This window comes from Fictibacillus enclensis (assembly GCF_001457035.1).
In the GTDB taxonomy this organism is placed as follows: domain Bacteria; phylum Bacillota; class Bacilli; order Bacillales; family Fictibacillaceae; genus Fictibacillus_C; species Fictibacillus_C enclensis.
Genome location: NZ_KQ758618.1, coordinates 699,711 through 725,722, shown reverse-complemented (window position 1 = coordinate 725,722; position 26,012 = coordinate 699,711). Strand labels below are relative to the sequence as shown.

The following is a 26,012-nucleotide window of genomic DNA, read 5'->3' as shown; positions in this document are numbered from 1 at the left end:
ACTTCAAATATCAATGAATAGCCATACATAGGAAAGGAAGATACATTATGCAAAAAATCGAAGCACTCTCAACCTGGCTGAAAGAGCAAAACATACAAGGCGCATTTGTAACTTCAACCGCCAATGTTTATTATTTAACGGGATTTCGCTGTTTCCCTCACGAGCGCTTGCTCGGTGTATTTGTATTTCCGGATAAAGAGCCCGTTCTCATTTGTCCAGGAATGGAAGTACTACAGGCAAAAAATGCAGGATGGAAGCATGAGATTCTGGGCTTTTCCGATACGGATAATCCATGGGAAATGATTTCGGAAGCCATTTCCGGCCGCGGCATTTCTTCTGTGGAATCCATTGCCGTGGAAAAAGAGCATCTCTCCTATCATCGCGGTATGCAGCTGTTAAATCTTTTTCCAAACGCATCCCTTGTGTCCGTGGAGCATGAGCTGAATGCCATGAGGCTTGTCAAAAGCAAAGATGAAATTTCCATTCTCCGCGAAGCAGCACGTCTGGCCGACTTTGGCATAGAAACAGGAATCGCAGCCATAGGCAGAGGAGTAACAGAGCTTGAGCTCGTCGCTACAGTGGAATATGCACTCAAGAAAAAAGGGGCGGCAGAAATGTCCTTTTCCACAACCATTCTGGCAGGGGAAAAGTCCGCGATGCCACACGGCAATCCCGGATTAAAAGAAATCCAGCCAGGAGACTTTGTCCTTTTTGATCTTGGAGTGGTGGTTGATGGATATTGCTCGGATATTACCCGGACCGTTGCCTACCAGTCGGCTTCCGAAAAGCAAAAAGAAATTTATGAAGTGGTGAAAAAAGCCCAGCAGGCCTCATTGGATCTGAGCAAACCGGGAACCCGCGTGGGTGATCTAGACCTTGCTGCAAGACGGGTCATCGAAGAAGCGGGATACGGCGACTACTTCCCTCACCGCATCGGTCATGGGCTTGGGCTTGACGTTCACGAGCACCCTTCCATGAACGAAAAAAATAACGAAAAACTGGTTGAAGGAATGGTTTATACCATCGAACCGGGTATTTACCTTCCGGATGTGGGTGGTGTAAGGATCGAGGACGATGTTTACATAACAGAAAGCGGCCACGAATGCCTTACACAATTCACCAAGGAACTTGTCATTGTAAACTAATCAGAAAAAACAGCGGATCCAAGATGGATTCGCTGGTTTTCTTTTGTATCAATCTTTATCAATAAACTCATGAACCGACTTATATTCAAGACCGTGCGCTTCTGCCACCGCTTCGTATGTCACATAGCCTTCAAGTGTATTAATCCCCATAAGCAGAGCCTCATTTTTCCGGCAGGCTTCTTTGTACCCTTTATTTGCGATTTGGACCGCATAAGGTACGGTGACATTTGTAAGCGCCATCGTTGATGTCCGTGGAACCGCTCCCGGCATGTTGGCGACCGCGTAATGAACCACTCCGTGTTTTTCATACGTCGGATGATCATGGGTGGTGATTTTATCAACGGTTTCAAAGATACCACCCTGGTCGATGGCTACATCTACAATGACCGATCCCGGCTTCATGGATTTGATCATTTCCTCTGTTACAAGTTTGGGCGCCCGAGCTCCCGGAATCAATACAGCGCCGATTACCAGGTCGGATTCACTTACAGATAGAGCGATGTTTAACGGGTTGGAGATCAGGGTGTTAATCTCTGCTCCGAAGATGTCATCCAACTGTCTTAACCGCTCAGGATTTAAATCGATGATGGTCACATCAGCTCCAAGCCCCATCGCTATTTTTGCAGCGTTTGTTCCAACTACGCCGCCGCCGATGACGGTTACCTTTCCGCGTTTCACCCCCGGAACTCCTCCAAGCAGGATGCCTTTTCCGCCCTTTGGCTTTTCAAGAAATTGTGCGCCGATTTGCGCCGCCATTCTCCCTGCCACCTCACTCATCGGGGTGAGAAGCGGAAGTGAGCGGTTTGGCAGCTGCACGGTTTCATAGGCGATGCCCACTACTTTTTTATCAATCAATGCTTTTGTCAGTTCCGGCTCTGGCGCAAGGTGAAGATAAGTGAATAAGATCAGTCCTTCCCTGAAATAAATATACTCTTCAGGCAGCGGTTCTTTTACCTTCATCACCATGTCCATGGCCCAGGCGTGATCAGCGGTCTGCACAATCGTTCCTCCCGCTTTTTCATACTCAGAATCATGAAAGCCAGATCCTTCACCCGCACCGCTCTGAATATACACTTCATGCCCGGATGCCACCAGGTTCAATACACCGGCCGGCGTCATCGCCACACGGTTCTCATTATTTTTCACTTCTGTGGGAACACCGATTTTCATTTTCCATCCTCCTCTTTGAGACCAATGATTATTTATGTAATGACGTATTAATGTCTAGTCTTAGCATTCGAGCAAAAAAATACTAAAAAACTTCCTATTTCCGGTGGCGGTTGATGACATCCAGTCCGCCGGTCGCTGAAATGATACTGCCTGTAATCATATCCGAATTTTCTTCACACAAGAAAGCGATCAGTCTGGCGATATCTTCACCTGTTCCCGAACGTCCAATTGGTGTGTCCTGGTCTCTAATCATCCTTGCTTCTTCTATACCCGCTTCCTTCATCTCTCCAACAATGTTGCCGGGACAGACCATGTTTGCCGTAATGCCATGTTCCGCTTCCTCAAGCGCGATGGTTTTGGTCAACGATACGAGCCCCACCTTTGCAGCACTGAAGGCTGAACGATAGACCCAGCCCGGAGTGTACTCTGCGTCTTGAAACCCATAGGTGATGATGCGTCCGAAACCATTTTTTCTCATAACCGGTATCGTACATTTTAAAAAGTGATACACTGAGCTTAAATTTCCGTCGATCATTTCATACCATTCATGATCTTCATAGTCAGCCAGTTTTTTTCGTTCAAATATATAAGGTCCTGCATTGTTAATTAAATAATCGATACGTCCAAATTGATCCAGAGCACTTTCACAGATATGGGAGATATCCTCTTTTTTGGTTACATCGCCTTTTATGTATTGGATACGGTCTTCATACAACTCCCATTCCTGCTTCAGCTTACTTACGGCCTGTTCATCACTTCGATAGTTGACAGTGACGGAACACCCCTGCTTGATTAACTGCTCTGATACTTTTTTGCCTAATCCTTTTGATCCTGCTGTGACAATGGCATGCCTCACTGTACCACCTCCAAAAACTCTGATCCTTCATTATCATTGTAACCATTTCTTCTTAACTAAGTCTATTCCGGACACCAGTTAAATGTGTGGCACTTCTCATCTCTGCAAAACAAAAAAGCACGCTGGGTTATCCAGGTGCTTTTTTGCCTGTCAGGATTCAAGACTTTCGTCGTCTTCCCATTCTTTTTTTGAATGGCCTTGATCTACATAGTCAACGACTCCGCTCTGATACGATTCGTTGATTTGCTGCTGTATGGTTATCTCATCTTCCTGATCAAAGGATGTAAAGGAAACAGGTTTTTCTTGTTTGGGCATACTTTTGTCCTCCTTCTCGGGTTTAACTTAGTGTTCACCACGAGAGGGTAGATTAGCGTGCCACAATTTGGCTGGTTAAATTTTAGTCTTCGCCACTTCCAATTGAGATCTGATGGCTTCAAACCCGGTTCCGCCTGCAGAATTCCGGCGGGATACCACGGTTTTCGGCTGCAGGACGTCATAAACATCTTCCTCAAAACATGATGAAGCGGATTTGTATTCTTCAAACGGAAGATCCAGTAAATACATCTGCTTCTGAATACAGGTTAGCACAAGCTTTCCGACAATTTCATGCGCTTCGCGGAATGGAATGTTTTTATTTACCAGGTAATCGGCGAGTTCAGTGGCATTTGAAAAATCCGAAGAAATAGCTTTTTGCATATTCTCGGATTTAACAGTAAGACCTTCAAGCATGCCGGTAAAAATGGCCACTGAACCTTTTAACGTATGCACCGCGTCAAACAAGGGTTCTTTGTCTTCCTGCATATCCTTGTTGTACGCAAGCGGCAGTCCTTTTAGCACGGTCAGCAAGGAAACGAGGCTGCCATAGACACGTCCGGTTTTCCCGCGGATCAGCTCTGCCATGTCCGGGTTTTTCTTTTGCGGCATCATGCTGCTCCCTGTTGCGAACGAATCACTGATTTCAACAAATTGAAACTCCTGTGAAGACCACAGAATCAGCTCCTCGCAAAAACGGGACAAATGCATCATAACAAGCGAAGCATTGCTGCAGAATTCGATCAAGAAATCCCGGTCACTGACCGCATCCAGGCTATTGTGGTAAATATCATCAAACCCAAGAAGCTGGGCGCTGTATTCACGGTCGATAGGAAACGTCGTCCCTGCGAGCGCACCAGCTCCCAGTGGAGACACATCGATCCGCTTCATGCTGTCTGAAAGGCGTTCTTTATCTCGCTGGAACATCCAGAAATAAGCCATCAAATGATGGGCGAAAGAAACCGGCTGCGCTCTCTGCAGATGGGTGTAGCCCGGCAGGATGGTTTCCACATGTTCCTCCGCCAGAGAAAGAAGCACCGTTTGCAGCTGATTAATCTGTTCGATAAATGCAGAAACCTGCTTTTTCATGTACAGATGGATATCAGTAGCGACCTGGTCATTACGACTTCTGCCTGTATGGAGTTTTCCGCCTACAGGTCCAACTTCATCCGTAAGAAGCTTCTCCAGGTTCAGGTGAATATCTTCAAAGTCCACCTTGAACTCAAGCTCATTGTTCTGTGCTTTTTTCAAAAGGGTTTGAAGTCCGTTTCGAATGGTCTCTGCTTCTTCTTCTGTTATGATCCCGCATTTGGCAAGCATCGTCACATGGGCGATGCTGCCTGCAAGATCCTCTTCTACTAGTTCTTTATCAAAAGAGATGGAAGCACCGAATTCATCGACCCATTGTTCGGCAGATTCGGTAAATCTTCCTCCCCATAATTTTGTGGTCATGCTTTCACCCCGTTTTGCTGCTTTACCTGGCTGCTTACTTTGGTTGGTAAGCCCCATAGGGAAATAAACCCTACGGCATCCTGGTGATTGAATGTATCGTCTGTTGAATAGGTGGCAAGTTTTTCATCATAAAGGGAAAATGGTGACTTACGTCCTTCCACAATGGCATGCCCTTTAAACAGCTTGACACGTACCACGCCCGTTACTGTTTTTTGTGTTTGTTCAAGAAAAGCCTGAAGTGCAGGGCGAATTGGAGAATACCATAGCCCTTCATAAATTACTTCCGTCAATTTTTTCTCAACAACCGGCTTAAAATGAGCTACTTCTTTTACAAGCGTGATATCTTCCAGCTCTCGGTGCGCTTTTAAAAGCGTTACGGCTGCAGGACATTCATAAATTTCACGTGATTTAATACCCACCAATCGGTTTTCCACATGATCAATTCGCCCAATCCCATGTGCTCCGGCTATCTTGTTCAAATGTAGAATCAATTGCTCCAGGCTGTACGGTATCCCGTTCAGCGCAACAGGAACACCTTCTTCAAATGCAATTTCGATAATTTCAGGTGTGTTCGGTGTATCTTCAAGTGCTGCCGTTAAATCATATGCGTCCTCTGGCGGTGCAACCCATGGATCTTCCAGAATGCCGCATTCATTGGCTCTTCCCCAAAGATTTTGATCCACTGAATACGGGCTGTCAAGTGTCGCCGGAATCGGAATATTATGTTTTCTTGCATATTCAATCTCCTCATCACGTGACCAGCCCCATTCACGAACCGGTGCAATTACTTCAAGATTTGGATTTAATGCAGAAATGGAAACTTCAAAACGAACCTGGTCGTTTCCTTTTCCTGTACAGCCGTGCGCTACCGCCTGCGCTCCATATTCCTCAGCTACCTCAACCAGCTTTTTGGCGATCAACGGTCGGGATAACGCAGAAAGCACCGGGTATTTTCCTTCATACATTGCATGACTTTGAAGAGCCGGAAGGACAAACTCCTGTGCAAATTCTTTTTTCACATCGAGGCTGATGGATTCAATAGCACCAACAAGCAACGCTTTTTCTTTAACAAAATCCAGGTCCTTTCCTTCTCCTACATCCAGTCCAAGTGCGATGACATCGTAACCTTTTTCCTGAAGCCACTTGATCGCTACTGAAGTATCCAATCCGCCTGAGTATGCCAATACTACTTTTTTGTTCGCCATTCTGTAAAAACTCCTTTGTATTAAAATACTTTAAATTTAATTTTTATGCATTACCGGTTAAATAAAAGAAGCTGCTCTTTGCAACTTCAATTTTTCTTCTGAGACCACTATACCAACTCTTGAATCATATTTCAATAATTATTTATAAAAATGTATAATTATTAATAGGATTTCAGTTTTACATCTTCTTTATATTATGTATGATGGAAGCAGAGGTGATGGAAATGAGATCTGATTTTGAATTTAATGGACGGCTCGGCATTGCTCTGCCCCGCCTGGAGCAGCCCTGGGATGACTATTCGGCAGCCAGACAGTCGGAAATCCTTGCACAGTGGGAAACCGTCCGCGGAACCATTCCGGAAAGAATTGCACGGATTGAAGAAACCATAAATCAAAAACAAGAAGCACTTGGCGAAGAAGATAATTTCGAAACCTCCTGCCGATTAAATTGGGAAATCGCGGAGCTCGCTTCCATAATTAACGATTTGTGGCTCTGGTACCGTACCCATCAGGATATTAGCGCAAGGCTTCATTCATAATAAAAAACACCCGATAGTGATCAATTGATCATCGGGTGTTTTTGTATGTTGTATACATAAAATGCATAAAATTATAGTTGTTTATCCATTAAAAAGCGTTTTTGATAAAATTTATGGGCAAACTCTGTAACTTCCCTCGACTTCTGGTAGTTCATTCCCGCCCCAAACAGAACTCCAAGAAGCGGAATTCCCTGGACAACCTTCTTTTTCAGCATCGTAATGATCAGACCCTTGATGCCCTGTCTGAGAGGCATGGACAGCCATGAAATATCAGCTACCGACTCATCTCCGACATAAAAAAAGGAGTCGGTTTCTCCGTTGCTGATTTCCTCCATCAGTTCATCCCAGCTTTCATGCTGGTAGCGTTTAGGAAGAGTGGATGCATGGAACACCTTGAGCGACATCATCATTTCATACGGTTTTTGAATGTCATATCCATAATTCATTGCAATGTATTGAATGGAACGAACCTGCAGGGCAATCATTGCCGGAATGTCGATTCCCAATAGCAATAAACCACCGGTTCCCGAAAGTCCTCCCTGGGCAAGCGACAGCATCCGGCTTCTGGCAATCTGTTGTTGGGCAATATATGTAAGCTGGTCGACGGAGCATACTTTTAAATCTTCAATTTCTTCCGCTTCCGGATGAAAGATTCTCGCCTCTGATAACAGCCTTTCCCGAACATCCATTTGATGCCTGGAATTTTGGATCAGCGCATGAACATGGAATAAAGCTGAATCAATACCATTGTTCATCTTTTCAATCAGGGCGGGGTTCAATTGGTTCAGCTGCTGCTTCACCCATCGTTCGTACGTTGCTTCAAAGTCTGACGGCTCATATTCAAAATAACTGGACTCCCATTGAAGAATGGAATTGAATACTTTTTCCTCTCTTGGCGTTAGGCTCACAATTCAACCTCCTGCGATTTCGCATTTGTTATAGTTATTATACAATCTTTTTATCCTTTATAACATAAATCCCCTGCACCCTGCATCTTCGTGCACAGAAAGCCGGACTGATCAGCGCTTCAGACCATTTTTCCGAGGAAAGAATGGAAGGGAAAGGAGAACTGGATCATTACATGGGTGCAGCAACAACGGTCAAGACAGCAGGGGACTGGGCTTTGCTTGAAGTTCCGCAAGCCGAAATTTTGTGGAATGAACAAAAGGATATAACATCGCCAACCTTTAAAAGCAAAATTTGGATCCCAGTCAAAAAGAAGGAACATCCGTAAAAGAAAAAGGACAGCTCCATCTATGGCTGTCCTTTGGTTTGTCATGTTTATTTGGAAAGTCGTACAGTATCGCGGGCAATCATAACTTCTTCGTTTGTAGGAATCACGATGACTTTTACTGGTGAATGCGGATAGCTGATGAAAGCTTCCCTGCCGCGAATTTTATTTAATGCGGGGTCCCAGTATACTCCCATGAATTCCAGCCCGCGAAGCACTCTTGCGCGAACAGTGTCACTGTTTTCACCAATACCAGCAGTAAAGATGATCGCATCGATTCCGGCCATGCGTGCCGCATAAGAACCGATGTATTTATGAATGCGTGAAGCAAAGACTTCCAGTGCCAGCTCTGCTCTCTCGTTACCTTCATTCGCTTTTTGCTCGATATCGCGAAGATCGGAAGATAAACCAGAAACACCAAGCATACCGCTTTTATTGTTCAGTACGGTCAGTACCTCTTCAGCGGTTTGACCTGTTTTTTGCATAATATACGGAATAAGCGCAGGATCAATGTTTCCTGAACGGGTTCCCATGGCCACACCTGCAAGTGGCGTAAAGCCCATGGAAGTATCAATCGATTTTCCACCTTCAATGGCAGCAATACTTGCTCCGTTTCCTAAATGGCAGGAAAGCAGGCGAAGCTGTTCAATCGGACGGCCAAGCAGTTCAGCTGCACGCTCGGATACATATTTATGGGATGTTCCGTGAAAGCCGTATTTACGGATTCCGTACTTTTCATAATATTCATATGGTAAACTGTACAAATAGGATTGTTCAGGCATGGACTGATGGAATGCTGTATCAAACACAGCAACAGACGGAACATCGGGCAGTACTTCCTTGAAAGCACGAATGCCTACCACGTTGGCAGGATTGTGAAGGGGAGCAAGGAAAGAAAGCTCCTCAATTTCTTCAAGAACTTGATCCGTGATAACCGCAGAATCATGAAATTGTTCCCCACCGTGTACAACCCGGTGTCCAATTCCTTCAATTTCATCATATGAGGAAATGATGCTGTGATCTGTCAGTTTGTTGAGCAGCATGTTGACAGCTACTCCGTGATCAGGTATTTCCGTTACTTCTTTTATTTTTTCCCCATTCACTTCAATCGTGAAGATGGAGTCATTTAATCCGATTCGTTCAACCACGCCTTTTGTGAGAACCAGCTCCTCAGGCATTTCAAGCAATTGAAATTTTAAGGAAGAACTCCCGGCATTGATTGCAATAATTTTAGCCATTCTTTTAGCTCCTTAACAGCAATGAAAAAGAAGTACATGTAACCATGAACTTCTTCTCAATATAAATTCAATATATCCTTAACCATTTAACCATCGTTATTCGCTTATTTCAAGTTTGTAAAGGCTTTCCGTGCATATTCGTATTTTTCAGAAATGAATTCGTTTCCATTGCGGATAAATGCCTTTTTTTATGGACGTTTAAGTTCTTCGCTAAACCATTCATTCATTTGGTCCATCACGTTAGCAATGGCCTGCTTTTTGGAAAACGACGGCAGATCCACCAGCAATGCCTGTTTCGGTTTCACTGTATTCTCCCCGTTTTTCTGCAGAAGAAGGATGCTTTTTGCCTGTGATTCCTGTTTAAAAAGACTTAGCGGAAGCTGAATCATCCCAATGATGACGGCCTTTTCTTTAATCATTTTTTGAAGAAGAGGCGCCTGTTCACTGGAAAACAGCCCATTGGGCACAAGAAATACCCCAAATCCCGATTCTTTCAGGTAATGAAGGCTTTGCTCAATGAGCAGATGATGGGCATAAGTGTGTCCCTCATTAGCATGAACGATAAATTCTTTTGCTGCTTCATCATTTGGATAAAAACCGACAGGAAGATCGCAGACCACAAGATCCACGGGTTCCACATAAAGCGGCTTAATGCTGTCTTGATGATAAAACTCCACGTTATGCTTTTGCAGATTGGAAATGATCCATGCCAGACGCAAAAGGGTTTCATCCACCTCTACGCCAAAGCTTTTTATATTGCCTTCCAATTGATTCAAAACCGTTGTCAGCAAATTACCCGCTCCTGCCGCAGGATCCAGCAACGCAAACTCTTTGGCGGAAGGCATCAGCTTTTGGACAAGATAACTGATAAAAATACCAACCGCATCCGGCGTCATGGCATGATGCGGCTGTATGGCTTCCTTCATCCCTTTCAATACAGCCAGCTGAAAAGCTTTACGGATTTCTTCCCGATTCATGGCTTCAAGCTTAACCTTTGCGTATTCCTTTTCTAAAAATACTTTGGTAACTTGCGACACGTCTTCAGGGATTTCTTTATGAAACATATTTTCACCGGTTTCCACAAGGGCATCCAAATAGGTCAGTTCCTCTTCCTGTTTAATTCTTTCTGCCGATTGGTCGATAACCGTAAATAATTTTTCCACATTCGAAAGATTGCTGTTCATTGTCGTTCCTCCTAAATATCCTGCAACCGCACTGTTTATGCGTTTAATCATATATACAAAAGCTGATCATGGGAGATTATACCGCTAAAAAACTCCGGAATCAGAATCCGGAGTTTCTTGTTTTACTTGGCAGCTTTTGCAGCTTCAATAGCCGCCTCATAATTTGGATGGTTGGTTACTTCATCCACGTATTCAACGTAAGTTACTTTGTCAGAGCTGTCTACAACGAAAACCGCTCTTGCAAGAAGACGAAGCTCTTCAATTGCTACACCGTAAGCTTTACCGAAAGAAAGATCGCGGTGATCGGATAGCGTTTGAACGTTCTCTACTCCAGCTGCTGCGCACCAGCGTTTTTGAGCAAAAGGAAGGTCAACAGAAACCGTGAGAATTTTCACATTGTCCAATTGGGAAGCTTCCTCATTAAAACGGCGGGTCTGCGCATCACAAACTCCTGTGTCAATAGAAGGCACCACTGAAATTAAACGAACAGAACCTTTAGAATCCGCAAGTGTCACTTCTGATAAATCATTGGCCAGCACCGTAAAATCCGGAGCCTGGTCACCTACCTGTACTTGCTTTCCAGCCAGCGTAACCGGTTTTTCTTTAAATGTAACTCCCATGAAAACAGCCTCCTCTTATTTAATTATGTACATGTCCCATCATATAGCGAAGAACCAGAATGTGCAAATAAAAAGCTGAAGGGGCCGTATAGAGACGAAAAACACTGGAGGGCTTTGCCATAAACCGCTTTTTGTTTTCTGGCAAAGATCGAAGTGGCCGAGTCTCTGGTCCCTGAAGCTGGATCGATGAACAAGCTGAGGCAGGCGATTACGCCCTTCTGCGACTCGTTTACCCGCCATAGTCACTGATTTACTCGCCAAAACTGAGTATGTTAACCGCAAAGAAAAAAGCTAACTGTAAAAACAGTTAACTCAAAAAGGGTTCTGCTGTTGATTCGGATTGTTGTTCTGTTGCTGTACATTGCGTTGTCTGTTTTTATTGTTCATCATTTGCTGGATTTTCTCCACAACGCTTGGTGCAAGATCAAGCAACCGCTCGTATAAATGAGTGCTGTTGTCTAAATGGATGGTTTTGATGCCATTTGAGCCAACAATCAAGAAAGCAATCGGTGTAATGGATACCCCGCCACCGCTTCCTCCGCCAAATGGCAGCTCTTCTGAATCCAATGGATTTTGCTGGCTGCTTCCATTTTGTTGATCTCCGCCGCCAAATTCACTTCCCCCAGCCGCAAAGCCGAATCCAACCTTAGAAACGGTCAGGATGACGCTTCCATCCGGGGTTTCAACCGGATCACCTATAATGGTATTTACATCGATCATTTGTTTCAGGTTTTCCATCGCGGTTTTCATTAAGCCTTCGATAGGGTGCTCAGACATGTGATGTTCCTCCTGCTACATATTTTTTTGATTTTTTGTTTGCGTTGGAGCTGATGGATCTCCAGTGCTTCAACACTTGTAACATGACGACAATAGCATGCCCGATTTTAAAAGAAATCATACAGGACAGCCGGGTTTGCGTGAGGGTTCCCTGATAAACAGGTACAACTCCAATGGTTGGAATGCCTTTTAACCTTACGATATGAGATAACAAGCCAAGGACGTTTCCCTTTAATGCCCATACCAAACCCGACGCGACTGCAGTAGATGCCGCGTCACCAAGCCCAAACCGGCTGTTCCATTTCACATCCGTAATCGTCACCTTTTTAAAAAAAACCTTAAGAATACGATAAAAGCCTCCAACATGCCGGAGTAAATTTAGATAATTATAATAGCTGTTTAAAAAGGCATGCAGTGTAATGCTTTTTCTCTTCTTTTTTTCCTTGGTCGCGCCTTTTGATTTTTCCTTAAGGTCTAGCTTCTTTTCTGCAAGATTAACCTTGATCTCCGGCAGCTCCAGCGTATAGGAAATCACTTTCCAAAGCGTAATCTTTAACCGAAGAAAATCGTCATCTCCGTGATGGGTGAACAAAAAAGTAATGTGGAGCGTCGACAGTGGTATGGCAATAAATAAGAGCAAAAGCAAAATGAGAATACTATAAATAATCAACACAGGCTATTCTTCCTTTCACAACCATTATGGGCTTGGCGCAAAAAAATAAACCTGCTGTACGGCAAAAGGATTTATAAAACAAGAGTAGAAATGGATAAAGGACACCAGAAACATTCGACAGGAGGACATCACATGACAGACGATCGCAGAAATTTATTTGTTGCGTACAAGCAGGAAGATGAGGTATTAAGAAAGGTAGAGCCCCTCTTGGAGCTTGCTCAAAATTACGGTTTTACCCTTGTGGATGATTATAAAAAAGCCAATATTATTGCGTCAATTGGCGGTGACGGCGCCTTTTTGCAGGCAGTAAGGAAAACCGGATTCAGAGATGACTGCCTGTACGTCGGGGTCAGTACGGGAGAGCTTGGCTTTTATTGTGATTTTCATGTGGATGATCATGAAAAAATGATGACCGCCATGGACAACAACCAAGTGGAAGTCCGTAAATATCCAACACTGGCGGTCACGATGGATCATGATGATTCAACGTTCTATTGTTTGAATGAATGCTCTATCCGCTCTTCCATCATCAAAACACTAGTGATGGATGTGTTCATCGATGATTTATACTTTGAAACCTTCCGGGGGGATGGCATGATCGTCTCGACGCCTACCGGAAGTACGGCATACAACAAGTCCGTAACAGGTGCAGTTGTCGATCCCAAACTGCAGTGTTATCAGGTAAGTGAAATGGCGTCCCTAAACAACAACCTGTATCGGACACTTGGTTCTTCCTTTGTTTTGAGCAACGAACGAAAACTCACCTTTAAAATCGAACAGGACAATAACCAATATCCCATCATCGGCATCGATAACGAAGCATTGAGCATCAGACATTCGGAATCCATCCGTTTCCACTTATCCGACCTTGTAGTAAAAACGGTGAAACTAAAGGACAATTCATTCTGGCATAAAGTGAGACGAAGCTTTTTATAGAAATACAATAAACCGCCTGCAGCGTGGGACTGCAGGCGGTGTTTATTTTAGGTAGCAGCCCTGTATTCGATCGAATTGTTAATAATCGTATAAACCACTCTGGCTTGGCGGATGTCTTCTGGTTCTGATGTCAGGATATCCCGGTCGAGTACGGTAAAGTCCGCTTCAAAGCCAGGGGCAATCTTGCCTCTTTCCTCTTCCTTATTGATTGCATAGGCACTGCCTGCAGTATAGAGTTGAACTGCTTCATAAGGAGTGAGTTTTTCTTCAGGCCGGTAGCCCTCATGCGTCTCCTCCGGTTTTTTCCTTGCAACTGCCGCATAGATTCCTTCTAAGGGGTTGGCTGTTTCAATCGGGGCATCCGATCCGCCTGCGCAATGCAGCCCATTCGACAGAAGCGTTTTCCAGGCCAATGCATAAGGTACCCTCTCCATTCCTAGCCGCTCAATAAGCCATGGAAAATCAGAAGGAACAAAGCTTGGCTGGATGTCGATAATTAAAGAAGGCTGCTTCATCCTTTCAATCAGCTCGGGCCGAACGAGACCCGCATGAATGATCCGGTCCCGCTCTTTTGTGACTGGCGGATATGCACCAATTGCATCAAGTGTGTATTCCAGAGATAGATCACCGATTGTGTGCACAGCCACCGGCATTTGATATTCTCTCGCCTGTTTCACCAGTTCCTTTAAAGCTTGCGGCGAATGAATAGCCACACCGGATGTATCAGGCGCATCATTATATGGCTTGCTAAGAAGTGCAGTTCGTCCCCCAAAGGCTCCGTCACTAAAGATTTTCATCGCTCCGAACTCCAGGTATGGTGAGATGCTTTTATGCAGGCTGGTTGTTTGATAGTCCCCGGCCACACTATGATGAACAAGAAGATGCGCCTTGAATTTCAGTGATCGATCGTTAAGAACGTTCTGAAATACGGAGATCGTTTTATCAAATCCACCGTAATATCCGAGATCCTCGGTATGGCCGCCGGTCAGCCCCATAGAAAGCAAATCCTTTACCGCAGCGGTTAATGCGGTGAACAAATATTCCTTTGTTGCAGGCGGAACCACATCTTTCACAAGATCTGAAGCACTGTCAAGCAGATAACCTGTCGGCTCGCCATTTTCATCGCGTACGATAATTCCGCCCTCCGGATTTTCCGTCTCTTTCGTAATTCCCGCAAGCGCCAGCGCTTTTGAATTGGCCAATGAGGCATGACGGCATACTCTTGACAGCAGCATCGGATGATTGGGAGCCAGCTCATCCAGCTCATGGCAGTGAAAAATTTTTCGGTCGAGAAAGTTGTTTTCATTCCAGCCGTCTCCGAGCAGCCAATTTCCGGGCTTCTCTTTCTCAGCTTCTTTCTTCAGGTACGATCCCATTTCTTCTGCAGATGTAAAATGAGACAGATTCCTGCGGATCAGCTTTTCTCCGTGTCCAATGATATGAAGATGACTATCCACAAATCCGGGAAACATAACCGCTCCTTTCAGGTCTACTTTCTCTTTGATATGACATCCATATTTCTCGGACAGGTCTTGAAGGGAACCGGCATCCCGAATATCCTTTCCTTCAGCAAAGACGGCTTCCACCGTTTCCCCTTCCCTCATCATCGTATAGATTGTTCCATTGAAGTATAATGTTCCCATATTTCACCTCGTATGTACGGATTTCAGCTCTGCTTTTCCCTCATTTAACCATATTTCATACAATTAACGGAATATTTTTTCACTCAAAAGGCAGGCTTTTTGCCTGCCTTTGTCATCAACTGCCACTGTTTTCTTTTAGCCTCAGTTCTATTCTCCTGATTTTTCCCGATGTTGTTTTGGGTAAATCGGATACAAACTCAATACTGCGCGGGTATTTATAAGGAGCAGTGAGTGCTTTTACGTGTTCCTGCAAATCTTTGACAAGTGATTCAGACGCTTCTTGCTGATCATCTTTTAAAACGATATATGCCTTTACAATATGGCCCCTGATCTCATCCGGGCTTGCCACGACCGCGCATTCCTTTACTGCGGGGTGTTTAACCAGTGCATCTTCCACTTCAAACGGTCCGATGGTATAGCCGGAACTGATGATAATATCATCGCTTCGGCCTTCAAACCAGAAATAGCCATCCTCGTCTTTTTTGGCTTTGTCACCTGTTAAATAGTAGTCTCCCCTGAACGCCTTTTTTGTACGTTCAGGATCCTTGTAGTATGTCTTAAACAAAGCTGGAGAACTGTTGTGAACGGCAATATCCCCTACTTCACCAACAGCAACAGGCTCTCCATTTTCATCTACAATTTCCACACGATTCCCTGGCGTCGGTTTTCCCATCGATCCCGGCCGCAGTTCCATGCCCTCCATCATGCCCACCAACAATGTATTCTCAGTCTGACCGTATCCATCACGGACCGTGACATTGAAGTGACGCTGGAAAATATCAATGACTTCCCGGTTTAGTGGTTCGCCTGCAGACACAGCACTGCGCAGCGAAGGAAGCTTATATTGGTCCAGATGATCAGTTTTCGCCATCAGACGGTATTCAGTCGGTGTACAGCATAAAACGGATATGTCCTGCTCTTCCAGAAGTGCCAAATACTTGTCAGGATCAAATTTTCCATTGTACACGAAACCTGTAGCTCCGCAGCCCAATACGGAAACAAAGGGGCTCCATATCCATTTTTGCCAGCCCGGTCCAGCAGTCGCCCACACTTTATCTTGTTCTTTTATGCCCAGCCAGCCTTTTGCCGCTGTCTGCAAGTGTGCAAAAGCCCATCCATGGGTATGTACCGCTCCCTTGGGAAGTCCAGTCGTTCCTGATGTATAGGATAAAAATGCCATATCATCTTTACTTGTTTTAACTGTTTCAAATGAACCGCTTTCATTTTTTGCTAATTCATCAAGACATTGCCAGCCTTCTTTACTTCCGCCAATGGACAATTTGTATTGTAGCGAAGGTAGTTCGTCAGTAATTTCATCTATGCCGGACAGAAAAGCAGCATCAATAATTACAGCCTTTGCTTCGCTATGTATAATTCGGTAACTCAAATCCTTTGGTCTGAGCATTTCGGAGGATGGAATGACCACAATACCTGCTTTTAAACAGGCCAAATAAACCACATAGGTTTCCACTTTCCGTGGCATTACTATTAATGCTTTGTCTCCCTTTGAAAGCCCTAATTTCGTCAGTGCGTTTGCAAAGCTATTGCAGCATTCAAAAAGCTCGCTGTAGGTCATTTCTTTCTTTTCCCCCAGGTCATTTTGCCAAACAATGGCTTTACGCTCAGGGTTTTGAGCAAATTTCTCCATTTCCTCCGTCACATTGTAAATCGGCGGTGCCTGCAGATCCAATAGATTATCCATTTCTACGTCCTCCTCCATGTAAACCAAGCATATTACCCTCTTTATTATACAATAAATTTAGAATATTTTAAAATTGCATAAAAAGAGTGGGTACGAGCCCACTCTTAAGCCATATATGAAGTTGGTTAGGAATGAATTATTTTTGTTGTCCGCTGAATTGCTGCTGAGACATCGCAACAAGACGCTTTGTAATTTCTCCTCCGACAGACCCGTTGGAGCGGGAAGAACCATCAGCATTTAAATTAACACCCAATTCAGATGCGATTTCAAATTTCATCTGATCGATTGCCTGTTGTACACCAGGTACAAGAAGTTGGTTTGAGTTGTTTGACATGTTGTGTTCACCTCCTGTACTTATAGGTTGTGAAAGAAACAAGCTTTCAATCGTGGTAAATATTAAGTTGAGAACCAAAAAAAATCCTGAAGATGCTAGGCACCATCAGGACAGTTTTAAAATAAGTCTTCAAATTCCGTTCGTTCTTTTTGCTCTTCAAAGGTTACGGTTTCGATGGTATCCACGGCTTCCTGGATCAGTTCATCCATGTTCTCAAGGGCCTGTTCAAATCGATTGGCTTTTTCGCGCTTTGGTTTTGTTTTGGGTGCCGCCGGAACAAAAATGGTACAGCAGTCTTCATATGGACGTATGGAAATATCATACGTTCCAATTTTTTGTGAAATATCAATGATTTCCAATTTATCCATTGTAACCACCGGCCGGATAATCGGAAGGTTGGTCACTTCATTGATGGTATGCATGCTGTACATTGTTTGGCTGGCCACCTGGCCCAAGTTTTCACCATTCGCAATAGCCATTGCATTTCGCTCTTCTGCGATCCGCTCGGCGATGCGCAGCATCATCCGCCTCATAATCGTCATGCTGTAGCTTGCCGGGATCTTTTCCTTAATGAGCTGCTGGATTTTTGTGAAATGAACGATATGAAGCTTCAATTTACCACCATATCTTGTCAGCTCCTGCATGAGGTCTTCCGCTTTTTGCCTTGCCCGTTCACTGGTAAAAGGCGGGCTGTGAAAGTGTACCGCTTCGAGACGTACACCACGCTTCATGGTAAGGTAGCCTGCCACCGGGCTATCAATGCCACCAGACAGCATCAATAGCGCTTTACCGCCAACACCGATTGGCAGTCCGCCTGCCCCGGGATAGGTCTCACAGCTGATAAATGTTCCATTGTCTTTGACTTCGACCTTAACATCGATGTCCGGGTGATGGACATCCACCGATACATTTTCGGTATTTTTTAAAATGTGGCCGCCCACTTCTCGATTCAATTCCATGGAACCGACCGGAAAATGTTTGTTGCTCCTGCGTGCAGAAACCTTAAAGGTTTTCGGACCTTGTCCATTTTTTAAAAACGTGGCTAGCGCTGCTTCTTTTATGCTTTCAAGTTCATTTTCTGCCCGGATGGCCAGACTGATAGCATGAATTCCAAACACTTCCTGCAGTTTTGCAACCATTTTTTCATGATCTTCTCCGTTGATTTCTACCAAAATCCGGTCGTATGACTTGAGAACGACTGCATTCGTAAACGGTGACAGCTTTTTGCGAACCGTCTCCCTCAGTTGGCTTTCAAAATGTCTTCTATTCTTCCCTTTTAGCGACAATTCACCAAAACGAATAACAATGTGATTATATTGCATGTTTATTTACCCCATTACTGTCTGCAGCTGAACCACTGCATTTTTTAGTTCCTTAAGGACAATCTCTGCTTCCTCAAGCGTATTTTCATACGACAGACTGATCCGTATGGCCGTGTTCGCCCTCTTTTGTCCCAGCCCCATGGCCATAAGTATTCTGCTCGGCCCCGCTTGCTTTGATGAACAAGCTGAACGGGTGGATACATAAATATTCTTTTGATCAAGTGTGTGGATCAGTACCTCGGGCTTCACTCCATCCACCGAAAAGTTGATAATGTGAGGAGATCCGTCAGCAGGTGTATTGATTGAAATTCCCTGGATGTCCGAAAGACCTTCCAAAATCTGCTCTTTGACACGGTTCATGGTCTCCACGCCAGCATCCATTTTGTCAAAAGACATACGGAGCGCCTTGGCGATGGAAACGATGCCTGCCACATTTTCTGTGCCCGCCCGTACGTTGATTTCCTGCTCTCCGCCCGTAAGAAGCGGCGAAAGGCTTACCCCTTCGCGCTTATACAGAATGCCGGTGCCTTTCAGGCCATGGAATTTATGGCCTGACATGGTACATAAATCAATAGCAGCTTCTTTCAGGTTCAAAGGCACCTTGCCAATTCCCTGCACATGATCCACATGGAAGAATACTTTCGGGAATTTCTTTAAAATTTTACCGGCATCCACGACAGGCTGAATCGTGCCGACTTCATTGTTCACATGGATGAGCGAAACTAAAATGGTATCCTCCCTGATGCTGTTCTCCAGCTGTTCCAGTGAAATTTCACCTTTACCGTTTACCGGAAGGTAGGTGACTTCAAAACCCAGGGATTCGAGATAATGAAACGTTTCATAGGATGAAGCATGCTCCACTTCACTCGTGATCAAATGCTTGCCACGTTCCTGATGTTTTAATGCGATTCCTTTGATAGCTGTATTGTTTCCTTCCGTTCCTCCGGAAGTGAAGATAATTTCGTTTGGCTTAACACTCAGCAGCCCAGCTACTGTTTTCCGAGCTTGAAGCATCAGACGTTCTGTTTCTCCGCCTTTGGAATGAATGGAGGATGGATTGGCGAAATACGTTTGAGAAACCGTAACGAACGCATCAAGAACCTCTTTATAGGGTTTGGTTGTTGCACTGTTGTCAAAATAAATCATGATCGAGTCCTCCGCATAACTCACTTATTCTACACATCATTCTATAATACCATAATGGATGAAAAGAAAAAATTGTATTTTTCCGCGCTTTTAGCATTCCATCATCACAAGAAACTAAACCTTCTGCTCTGCTTCCCATGTATACGAAGTTCCGCTTCTTTGGTGAATATAAAAAAACCGGAACCCGTTTTACGGATTCCAGCTTTATCAGATTTTTTGTTTCACGTTAACTTCGAGTTCTTTCAGGATCCCCGGCTGAACACTTTCTATGGCATTGGCCGCCAGATTGAGTGCTTCTTCATATTGAAAGTTGCGGAACGCAATCTCTGCTTCAATGAGCCGGACCGAAACGGAAGAATAAGAACTTCTGTAGCGGTTGCCATATTGAATGACTTTTTCTGCAAGCATGGCTGTTTCAATGATTTCGGCCGTTTCTTTATATCCTTCTTCTACTGCTTCAAGCGCATTTTCAAGCACTTCAGTAATTTCAGCAATTTCGAGCGGTTTATCGTCAAGGCGTTTTGACACCTCAATAATATAGTTTTCAGCCTTTTCGATGGTCATCAGATAGTGATCGGGCAGTCCTGGCAGATTGCTTTTTTGCATCATTCTTCTTGCTTCAAGCAACCGTCTTCTTAGTTCTTTCAGCTTCTCCTTGGTTTCAAGCTCGTCCTTTCGGAGATTCACCAGCTTTTCCTGATATTCCTGATTGGATTTTTTCAGATCCTCCAGCTGAACCGCCATCTCCTCCATCATCTCACGGATGACGGAATAGGAATCCTTTTTTTCCTCAATCGAGTGTTCAATCAAAGCAAAGCGGGTTTGCAACTTGTTAAACATCTTCTCCAGTCGCTTATGCACCTCTACATCTGACTGGTCAAGCTGGTAACTTAGAGAAACCATGTCTGCTTCTGCACGAATCTTTTCCATATCCAGCTGAAGATCGGCCAGAGACTGAAGGATGACTTCCTTCTCTTTAAACACAAACTGCTTGGATATCACTTCATTTTCCAGCAGGTCATACAATTGGTCAATTTCTGTGTTTAATTGATCAATGCCTTTTTGGGTTTCATCAATTTCCAACTCATACACCTTTTCAAGTAACGCGGCGATCCGCTCGTTCATGGAGCTGATTTCTTTATCGATGCCGATATGATTCAGGATATACCCTTGCTCTTCCATATCGGAGAATCCGTCCTTGAGATCTGTCAGACTCGATGGAAGATCGGATAAAAGCAGGACAAGCAATTCTGGCACAGACTCCATTTTCTCGCGGAGATCTTTTAAGCGTTCGATACTGTTTACGAGGATTTTTCGGGCTTCGAGGTGGTTGCCCTGTGAGGTCATTTCGTCAAACTGCGCAAACATTGTATTGACTTCCGAGAACTCAGCTTCAAACAGTGAAGCTGTCTTCCCCAATGAGCGGGAGTGTGTAAGAAAATACTTTTTACCTTCACTGAATTGTTCCTTCGCTTCAATGATGTCTTCTCTGTTCAACTCTTCGCTGGTCACCAGCTCATCTATTTCTGTGGAGATGGCTTTAATTCGTGTTTCCATCCCCTGAAGCTGTGATTCAATTCGTCGAAGGATTCCTTTAGATTTGTTGAACTTGTATTTATCTGCACTTTCTTCCGCATCAAACAAGGCCTCGTCCATATTTGGCAGCTCGACAGTTACCATCTCATCCCAATCATTTCGCCAGGATTCAAACTTTTCTTCCGTTTCGCCTACCATGGTAAGCCCTTTGACCTTTGAAATTTCCTCTGTCAGAGGACGGTTCATGATCTCCATTTTCCAGGATTCCAGCCGGTCAATCTGCTTGTAAATCCGTTTGCGTGAAAAGGAGCCGAAAACAACTAAAGCAATTAAAAGAATTACTGCGGCAATTATGTATGTCATAGGAAGCACCCTTTCTTCCTTTCTGCAAAACTGCAAAATCTATGTAATAATCATGTTACAATGATTTACGTTTTATTGTAATAATGATTTATTCCTGTTTTACTTCGAGCCGGCATTTTTCTTCCTCTAAAACCACATTTAGTGCTGACTCAATGTTCTAATGATAACATGTAAACCCGAATTTTGACCAAAAAAAAATGAAAAAAATGAATAATTTTTTTCCAGAATTATCAAAGCGGTTTTTTATTTAAAATCAATCAGGAGGTTAAGCATGACAGGAATATATGACGGCCATATTCACACCCCTTATTGTCCCCACGGTTCAGCCGATCCACTGACAGAGTATATCGAAAGGGCCATTCAATTGGGTTACCGCGGCATGACCTTTACTGAGCACGCCCCGCTTCCCGAAGGATTCACGGATCCTGTACCTGATAACGATTCAGCGATGGAAATGTCCAGGCTTCCGGCATACCTTGACGAGCTTACTTCATTAAAAAAATATTACAACAGTGCCCTAACTCTTAATATCGGTCTGGAAGTGGATTATATTGAGGGATGGGAGAACGAAACCAGAACATTCCTGGATGAATTCGGCCCCCGGCTGGACGATGCTGTCCTGTCGGTTCACTTCTTAAAGCAAGCTGACCATTATTATTGCCTCGATTACAGTGAAGAGATGTTTGGAAAAATTGCCGCCGTATTTGGCAGCACAGACCAAGTCCATTCATCGTATTACAGGACATTGGCCCAATCGATCACTTCCGATCTTGGCAAGTACAAACCAAAAAGGATCGGCCACATGACACTAGTAAATAAATTTCAGGCTCTCTATCCGACAGAAACTTCTTTCGACCGTGAAATCCAGGGTATTTTACAACTCGTGAAAACTTACGGTCTAGAACTGGACTATAATGGAGCCGGACTATCAAAGCCTTTCTGCAAGGAACCTTATCCCCCGGATTGGGTGATTGAAGCCGCCGTAGAACAAGAAATCCCTCTCGTATATGGATCAGATGCCCACAGCGTGAAGGGATTGGGGCAAGGTCTCGATTCAATCCATACCGGAAGCTTAACCGTTCCACTTTTCCTGAATCGTAGCGAATAATGGATTTTGCACGGCAGAAAGAAGAGAGCCTTTCCTTTGCGGTACACAGACAGACTGTTCCAGCCATTTATGGATAAAACTCATATAAGAAGTAACAAATAACGGGTCATGAGGTGCAGTATAAAACACTTCAGAAATATATAAAGGATGAAGAAAAGGCATAATAATCAGATTGCGCAGCTGCAGGGTCAGAAGCATAACCGGCTGTTTGTGAAACTCTTTTTGTTTCATTCCTTTTTCAAAAATGGAATCATAATAATATTTTTCTTTTGCCAGGTAAGTGGTCATCACTTCGCGAACGAGCGTGGAGTCCAGGGTCATTTCACGATGGACAAACCGGGACAGATGAGGCTGCCGCAGCTGATAGTTCAGGACACTCTCAATCACTTCGAGCAGCCGCTCCTTCTCGGGTTGATCGGCGGAGGTATGGTAGACGACTTCAATTTTACGGATGTATCCCTCATAAAACGAGGAGACCAATTCTTCGAGAAGTCCTTTCTTGCCTCCGAAATGATAGGAAACAAGAGCAAGGTTCACTCCCGCTTTTTTTGCAATCTGACGGACAGAAGTTCCCTGATACCCCTGACTTGTAAACAGTTCAACCGCCGCTTCGGCAATTTTTATCTTTGTGGCCATCTGATCTTTTGACATATTACAACCACCGCCCTTCTTATACTTCTTTTTTCTTTCATAGCGGTGTTTTTCCCTTTAAGATTCGCTCGACAAATACATCTGTTCGGATGTTTTCTTCTACAATTTTTGATAAGATGGTAAAAGACGGCTAGCACATAAAGGGGGATGTTCATGTTTACAGTCGAAAAATACAGTCAGAATCGCAAAGAGGGATACGAACAGCTGCTTAAACAGGCACGTGCTCTTTTGGAAGATGAAACAAGCATCACGGCCAACCTGGCCAATGCTTCCGCGCTTTTAAACCAGTTCCTTCCCAACATTAACTGGGTTGGATTTTACGAATACGAAGAATTATCGGATCAGCTTGTACTGGGGCCATTTCAAGGTCTTCCTGCTTGTGTAAGGATTCCGATCGGTAAAGGTGTGTGCGGTACAGCAGCGAAAGAGCAAAAGACCCTTGTTGTTGAAGATGTTCACCAATTTCCGGGACACATTGCCTGCGATGCTGCGTCACAATCTGAAATTGTCGTTCCCATCGTAAAGGACGGACAGCTTTTTGGTGTGCTTGATATCGACAGCCCGGAAAAAGGAAGATTTGATCAAACCGATCAAGAGTGGCTTGAAAAGTTTGTGGATGAACTGAATAAACACATTTAAGATTAAACATAAAAAACGGCACCGGATTCATTCCGGGCCGTTTTTTTTTAGGATACTACCTGGTCCTCTTTTTTCATGAGCGAATGCAGTGCCTGCTCGAGATCTGCCCAGATGTCCTGCCATGCTTCCAGCCCTACAGACAGGCGGAGCAGATTTTGGGGAATTCCCATGTTCTCCCGTTCGTGCTCCGGGACTCCCGAATGGGTCATGGTGGCCGGATGCTGAATCAATGTTTCTGCATCACCAAGGCTGACGGCGATTTTAATAAGCTGCAGCTCGTTCACGAGCTGCTGTGCTTCTTCTTTTCCTCCCTTAATTCTGAAACTGATCATTCCCCCTGACTTTTTCATTTGCTTACAGGCAATATCATACTGGGGAAAATCCGGATCACCGGGATAAAAAATGCCATCAACATAAGGATGCCGTTTTAACAGGACCGCAATGTGTTCAGCATTATCACAATGGCGGTCCATCCGCACCGGAAGCGTCTTTATTCCTCTCAGAAGCAGCCATGCATCAAATGGAGACATAATGCCGCCTATATCCTTTTGTGCGGCGTGGGCAATCTGTTCCATCACTTCTTGCCTGCCAACAGCCACACCCCCTATCACATCGCCGTGGCCGCATAAATATTTGGTCGCGCTGTGAACAACAAGGTCACAACCTAACTCCAGCGGCTTCTGCAGGTACGGCGAACAAAATGTATTATCGACAATGACTGGAATTCCTTTTTCTTTAGCTATAGTCACAACCATTTCCAGGTCAACCAGCTTCATCGTCGGATTGATCGGGGACTCAATATAAATCAGTGATGTATTTGACAAGATTCCCGCATCGAGCTCTTCTGCGCTTTCCATGGAGAGAAAGGAATGACTGATTCCCAGGCGCTCCTCCATAAATTGAAGGAGTCCGTACGTACAGCCATACACTCCTTCTGAACAAAGAATATGCTCTCCGGTTTTCGCAAGTCCCAGCAAAACAGCAGAAACTGCCGCCATCCCGGAAGCAAACGCCAATGCTTTCTCACCGCCTTCGAGCACCGCCATTCTTTCTTCGAATTGGCGGACCGTCGGATTTTTCAGCCGGGAGTACACGTAGCCCTCCTCCGTACCGGCGAATCTCCGCTCTCCGGTTTCTGCATCAGGAAACACAAAGGTCGAAGTTTGAAAGATGGGCGGGGACAGACTGCCGCTATGCTCCCTGTCATCATATCCAGCATGAATCGCGTTCGTCTCAAAATAATTGGATTTCATCTATGCACCCCTTCTCTATTTGTAAGCGCTTACTATAATAGCTTCTTCTTCAGAAAGGTGAATCCTCCCCTTCCTTACTAATGTATTCATCGGTTCTGGCCAATGTATCCTTTTCTTGAAGACATCCCTTGACTTGGCGCCCCAAAAAACATATACTAGACTTTGTGTAAAATAAAGCGGCACTGTGTTCGTCACTTGCTGTTATTTTGTTACATGCCTCCCTGGCATGGTATATCACGTAGCTTCTACGGCTGCTGAAGTGAAGGTATAGGCCAACAAAATAAACAGGTGGAAAGAAAACAGTCACTGTTCTTGTTTTACAAAAACAAAACACGTGAAGGAGGAGTCATTCATGGCTCGATATACAGGTTCATCATGGAAGATTTCCCGTCGTTTAGGTATTTCCCTAAGCGGAACTGGAAAAGAATTAGCAAAGCGTCCTTACGCTCCAGGACAACATGGTCCTAACCAACGTAAAAAACTTTCTGAATACGGTTTACAACTTCAAGAGAAGCAAAAGCTTCGTCATATGTATGGTGTAAACGAGCGCCAATTCCGCCGCATCTTCAACGACGCTGGCAAAATGGCAGGAATTCATGGTGAAAACTTCATGATCCTTCTTGAGTCTCGTTTGGACAGCATCGTTTACCGTCTTGGCCTTGCTCGCACTCGCCGTGCAGCTCGTCAATTGGTAAACCACGGACACGTTACTGTAAACGGTAAGCGCGTTGATATCCCATCATTCCGCGTTGCAGTTGGTTCAGTAATCGGAATCCGTGAAAAGTCTCAAAACCTAAGCGCGGTTAAAGAAGCAATCGAAGTAAACAACTTCGTTCCTGACTTCTTGACTTTTGACGAAAACAAACTTGAAGGTACATTCACTCGCTTGCCAGAGCGTTCTGAATTGCCAGCTGAAATTTCAGAACAACTTATCGTCGAGTACTACTCTCGTTAAGTTTAAGAAAGCGTTCCGTTTA

25 protein-coding genes and 1 pseudogene are annotated in these 26,012 nt (G+C 44.4%); 7 read left to right on the top strand and 19 right to left on the bottom strand.

Annotated features, from left to right (window positions below; translation table 11 throughout):
- The first annotated feature begins 47 nt into the window (after positions 1–47).
- Positions 48–1,145, top strand: coding sequence for a M24 family metallopeptidase (locus AS030_RS14050; protein WP_061972496.1), 1,098 nt, complete (start codon positions 48–50; stop codon positions 1,143–1,145).
- 48 nt (positions 1,146–1,193) lie between these two features.
- Here the strand turns inward: AS030_RS14050 and ald are convergent, their stop codons facing one another.
- The 5 genes from ald to AS030_RS14030 all read right to left on the bottom strand — a co-directional run bounded on the left by ald (position 1,194) and on the right by AS030_RS14030 (position 6,140).
- Positions 1,194–2,315 (bottom strand): alanine dehydrogenase, encoded by a 1,122-nt coding sequence (gene ald, locus AS030_RS14045; protein WP_061972495.1) that lies wholly within the window; start codon positions 2,313–2,315, stop codon positions 1,194–1,196.
- Between the two features lie 94 nt (positions 2,316–2,409).
- The gene (locus AS030_RS14040) at positions 2,410–3,171 is read right to left on the bottom strand and encodes an SDR family oxidoreductase (protein WP_061972494.1); all 762 of its coding nucleotides are present in this window, start codon (positions 3,169–3,171) and stop codon (positions 2,410–2,412) included.
- 150 nt (positions 3,172–3,321) lie between these two features.
- Positions 3,322–3,486, bottom strand: coding sequence for a hypothetical protein (locus AS030_RS24020; protein ID WP_164989007.1), 165 nt, complete (start codon positions 3,484–3,486; stop codon positions 3,322–3,324).
- 75 nt (positions 3,487–3,561) lie between these two features.
- Positions 3,562–4,935 carry an argininosuccinate lyase gene (gene argH / locus AS030_RS14035; RefSeq protein WP_061972493.1) on the bottom strand — a complete coding sequence of 458 codons (1,374 nt, stop codon included), beginning with the start codon at positions 4,933–4,935 and terminating at the stop codon, positions 3,562–3,564.
- Positions 4,932–6,140: an argininosuccinate synthase gene (locus AS030_RS14030; protein ID WP_061972492.1), complete on the bottom strand. Its 1,209-nt coding sequence runs from the start codon at positions 6,138–6,140 to the stop codon at positions 4,932–4,934. Before AS030_RS14030 ends, argH begins: the two co-directional genes overlap by 4 nt.
- Positions 6,141–6,364: 224 nt before the next feature.
- Between AS030_RS14030 and AS030_RS14025 the strand changes: the two genes are divergently transcribed.
- Complete coding sequence (locus AS030_RS14025; RefSeq protein WP_061973026.1) at positions 6,365–6,679, top strand: hypothetical protein; 315 nt, start codon at positions 6,365–6,367, stop codon at positions 6,677–6,679.
- Between the two features lie 71 nt (positions 6,680–6,750).
- On the opposite strand, the gene AS030_RS14020 is transcribed toward AS030_RS14025, so the two are convergent.
- On the bottom strand, positions 6,751–7,587 hold the full coding sequence (locus AS030_RS14020) for an EcsC family protein (RefSeq protein ID WP_061972491.1): 837 nt from the start codon (positions 7,585–7,587) through the stop codon (positions 6,751–6,753).
- 101 nt (positions 7,588–7,688) lie between these two features.
- Here AS030_RS14020 and AS030_RS14015 point away from each other — a divergent pair.
- Positions 7,689–7,913: pseudogene (locus AS030_RS14015) on the top strand (AraC family transcriptional regulator); the annotation flags it as partial.
- A 47-nt stretch (positions 7,914–7,960) separates the two neighbouring features.
- Here the strand turns inward: AS030_RS14015 and AS030_RS14010 are convergent.
- The 5 genes from AS030_RS14010 to AS030_RS13990 form a co-directional block, all read right to left on the bottom strand.
- Positions 7,961–9,148 (bottom strand): acetate kinase, encoded by a 1,188-nt coding sequence (locus AS030_RS14010; RefSeq protein ID WP_061972489.1) that lies wholly within the window; start codon positions 9,146–9,148, stop codon positions 7,961–7,963.
- 188 nt (positions 9,149–9,336) lie between these two features.
- Positions 9,337–10,332, bottom strand: coding sequence for a class I SAM-dependent methyltransferase (locus AS030_RS14005; protein ID WP_061972488.1), 996 nt, complete (start codon positions 10,330–10,332; stop codon positions 9,337–9,339).
- A 122-nt stretch (positions 10,333–10,454) separates the two neighbouring features.
- Positions 10,455–10,952 (bottom strand): thiol peroxidase, encoded by a 498-nt coding sequence (gene tpx / locus AS030_RS14000; protein ID WP_061972487.1) that lies wholly within the window; start codon positions 10,950–10,952, stop codon positions 10,455–10,457.
- Positions 10,953–11,264: 312 nt separating this feature from the next.
- Positions 11,265–11,729: a GerW family sporulation protein gene (gene ytfJ / locus AS030_RS13995; protein WP_061972486.1), complete on the bottom strand. Its 465-nt coding sequence runs from the start codon at positions 11,727–11,729 to the stop codon at positions 11,265–11,267.
- Positions 11,722–12,402: a DUF2953 domain-containing protein gene (locus AS030_RS13990; RefSeq protein WP_061972485.1), complete on the bottom strand. Its 681-nt coding sequence runs from the start codon at positions 12,400–12,402 to the stop codon at positions 11,722–11,724. The genes ytfJ and AS030_RS13990 overlap by 8 nt, the downstream gene beginning before the upstream one ends.
- A gap of 132 nt (positions 12,403–12,534) precedes the next feature.
- Between AS030_RS13990 and AS030_RS13985 the strand changes: the two genes are divergently transcribed.
- Complete coding sequence (locus tag AS030_RS13985) at positions 12,535–13,338, top strand: NAD kinase (RefSeq protein ID WP_061972484.1); 804 nt, start codon at positions 12,535–12,537, stop codon at positions 13,336–13,338.
- Positions 13,339–13,385: 47 nt separating this feature from the next.
- Here AS030_RS13985 and AS030_RS13980 read toward each other — a convergent pair whose 3' ends face one another.
- The 6 genes from AS030_RS13980 to ezrA all read right to left on the bottom strand — a co-directional run bounded on the left by AS030_RS13980 (position 13,386) and on the right by ezrA (position 21,384).
- Positions 13,386–14,981 carry an amidohydrolase gene (locus AS030_RS13980; RefSeq protein ID WP_061972483.1) on the bottom strand — a complete coding sequence of 532 codons (1,596 nt, stop codon included), beginning with the start codon at positions 14,979–14,981 and terminating at the stop codon, positions 13,386–13,388.
- Between the two features lie 115 nt (positions 14,982–15,096).
- Positions 15,097–16,683: an acyl-CoA synthetase MbcS gene (gene mbcS, locus AS030_RS13975; RefSeq protein WP_061972482.1), complete on the bottom strand. Its 1,587-nt coding sequence runs from the start codon at positions 16,681–16,683 to the stop codon at positions 15,097–15,099.
- 136 nt (positions 16,684–16,819) lie between these two features.
- The gene (locus tag AS030_RS13970; RefSeq protein ID WP_061972481.1) at positions 16,820–17,017 is read right to left on the bottom strand and encodes an alpha/beta-type small acid-soluble spore protein; all 198 of its coding nucleotides are present in this window, start codon (positions 17,015–17,017) and stop codon (positions 16,820–16,822) included.
- A 116-nt stretch (positions 17,018–17,133) separates the two neighbouring features.
- On the bottom strand, positions 17,134–18,339 hold the full coding sequence (gene thiI, locus AS030_RS13965) for a tRNA uracil 4-sulfurtransferase ThiI (RefSeq protein WP_061972480.1): 1,206 nt from the start codon (positions 18,337–18,339) through the stop codon (positions 17,134–17,136).
- A 6-nt stretch (positions 18,340–18,345) separates the two neighbouring features.
- Complete coding sequence (locus AS030_RS13960; protein WP_061972479.1) at positions 18,346–19,485, bottom strand: cysteine desulfurase family protein; 1,140 nt, start codon at positions 19,483–19,485, stop codon at positions 18,346–18,348.
- Positions 19,486–19,692: 207 nt separating this feature from the next.
- The gene (ezrA, locus tag AS030_RS13955; RefSeq protein WP_061972478.1) at positions 19,693–21,384 is read right to left on the bottom strand and encodes a septation ring formation regulator EzrA; all 1,692 of its coding nucleotides are present in this window, start codon (positions 21,382–21,384) and stop codon (positions 19,693–19,695) included.
- 271 nt (positions 21,385–21,655) lie between these two features.
- On the opposite strand from ezrA, the gene hisJ reads away from it, so the two are divergent.
- Positions 21,656–22,492 (top strand): histidinol-phosphatase HisJ, encoded by an 837-nt coding sequence (gene hisJ, locus AS030_RS13950; RefSeq protein ID WP_176716391.1) that lies wholly within the window; start codon positions 21,656–21,658, stop codon positions 22,490–22,492.
- Here the strand turns inward: hisJ and refZ are convergent.
- On the bottom strand, positions 22,457–23,143 hold the full coding sequence (gene refZ / locus AS030_RS13945; RefSeq protein WP_061972477.1) for a forespore capture DNA-binding protein RefZ: 687 nt from the start codon (positions 23,141–23,143) through the stop codon (positions 22,457–22,459). The genes hisJ and refZ overlap by 36 nt on opposite strands.
- Before the next feature lie 153 nt (positions 23,144–23,296).
- On the opposite strand from refZ, the gene AS030_RS13940 reads away from it, so the two are divergent.
- Positions 23,297–23,782: a GAF domain-containing protein gene (locus AS030_RS13940; RefSeq protein WP_061972476.1), complete on the top strand. Its 486-nt coding sequence runs from the start codon at positions 23,297–23,299 to the stop codon at positions 23,780–23,782.
- 47 nt (positions 23,783–23,829) lie between these two features.
- Here the strand turns inward: AS030_RS13940 and megL are convergent, their stop codons facing one another.
- Complete coding sequence (gene megL, locus AS030_RS13935) at positions 23,830–25,035, bottom strand: methionine gamma-lyase (protein ID WP_061972475.1); 1,206 nt, start codon at positions 25,033–25,035, stop codon at positions 23,830–23,832.
- A 352-nt stretch (positions 25,036–25,387) separates the two neighbouring features.
- Here megL and rpsD point away from each other — a divergent pair, with 352 nt between their 5' ends.
- Positions 25,388–25,990 (top strand): 30S ribosomal protein S4, encoded by a 603-nt coding sequence (gene rpsD / locus AS030_RS13930; protein WP_061972474.1) that lies wholly within the window; start codon positions 25,388–25,390, stop codon positions 25,988–25,990.
- The last annotated feature ends 22 nt before the right edge of the window (positions 25,991–26,012 follow it).

Coding starts and splice junctions, on each gene's coding strand:
- AS030_RS14050 (WP_061972496.1), top strand. CDS start 48: ATGCAAAAAATCGAAGCACTCTCAACCTGGCTGAAAGAGCAAAACATA.
- ald (WP_061972495.1), bottom strand. CDS start 2,315: ATGAAAATCGGTGTTCCCACAGAAGTGAAAAATAATGAGAACCGTGTG.
- AS030_RS24020 (WP_164989007.1), bottom strand. CDS start 3,486: ATGCCCAAACAAGAAAAACCTGTTTCCTTTACATCCTTTGATCAGGAA.
- argH (WP_061972493.1), bottom strand. CDS start 4,935: ATGACCACAAAATTATGGGGAGGAAGATTTACCGAATCTGCCGAACAA.
- AS030_RS14030 (WP_061972492.1), bottom strand. CDS start 6,140: ATGGCGAACAAAAAAGTAGTATTGGCATACTCAGGCGGATTGGATACT.
- AS030_RS14025 (WP_061973026.1), top strand. CDS start 6,365: ATGAGATCTGATTTTGAATTTAATGGACGGCTCGGCATTGCTCTGCCC.
- AS030_RS14010 (WP_061972489.1), bottom strand. CDS start 9,148: ATGGCTAAAATTATTGCAATCAATGCCGGGAGTTCTTCCTTAAAATTT.
- AS030_RS14005 (WP_061972488.1), bottom strand. CDS start 10,332: ATGAACAGCAATCTTTCGAATGTGGAAAAATTATTTACGGTTATCGAC.
- tpx (WP_061972487.1), bottom strand. CDS start 10,952: ATGGGAGTTACATTTAAAGAAAAACCGGTTACGCTGGCTGGAAAGCAA.
- ytfJ (WP_061972486.1), bottom strand. CDS start 11,729: ATGTCTGAGCACCCTATCGAAGGCTTAATGAAAACCGCGATGGAAAAC.
- AS030_RS13985 (WP_061972484.1), top strand. CDS start 12,535: ATGACAGACGATCGCAGAAATTTATTTGTTGCGTACAAGCAGGAAGAT.
- AS030_RS13980 (WP_061972483.1), bottom strand. CDS start 14,981: ATGGGAACATTATACTTCAATGGAACAATCTATACGATGATGAGGGAA.
- mbcS (WP_061972482.1), bottom strand. CDS start 16,683: ATGGATAATCTATTGGATCTGCAGGCACCGCCGATTTACAATGTGACG.
- AS030_RS13970 (WP_061972481.1), bottom strand. CDS start 17,017: ATGTCAAACAACTCAAACCAACTTCTTGTACCTGGTGTACAACAGGCA.
- thiI (WP_061972480.1), bottom strand. CDS start 18,339: ATGCAATATAATCACATTGTTATTCGTTTTGGTGAATTGTCGCTAAAA.
- AS030_RS13960 (WP_061972479.1), bottom strand. CDS start 19,485: ATGATTTATTTTGACAACAGTGCAACAACCAAACCCTATAAAGAGGTT.
- ezrA (WP_061972478.1), bottom strand. CDS start 21,384: ATGACATACATAATTGCCGCAGTAATTCTTTTAATTGCTTTAGTTGTT.
- hisJ (WP_176716391.1), top strand. CDS start 21,656: ATGACAGGAATATATGACGGCCATATTCACACCCCTTATTGTCCCCAC.
- refZ (WP_061972477.1), bottom strand. CDS start 23,143: ATGTCAAAAGATCAGATGGCCACAAAGATAAAAATTGCCGAAGCGGCG.
- AS030_RS13940 (WP_061972476.1), top strand. CDS start 23,297: ATGTTTACAGTCGAAAAATACAGTCAGAATCGCAAAGAGGGATACGAA.
- megL (WP_061972475.1), bottom strand. CDS start 25,035: ATGAAATCCAATTATTTTGAGACGAACGCGATTCATGCTGGATATGAT.
- rpsD (WP_061972474.1), top strand. CDS start 25,388: ATGGCTCGATATACAGGTTCATCATGGAAGATTTCCCGTCGTTTAGGT.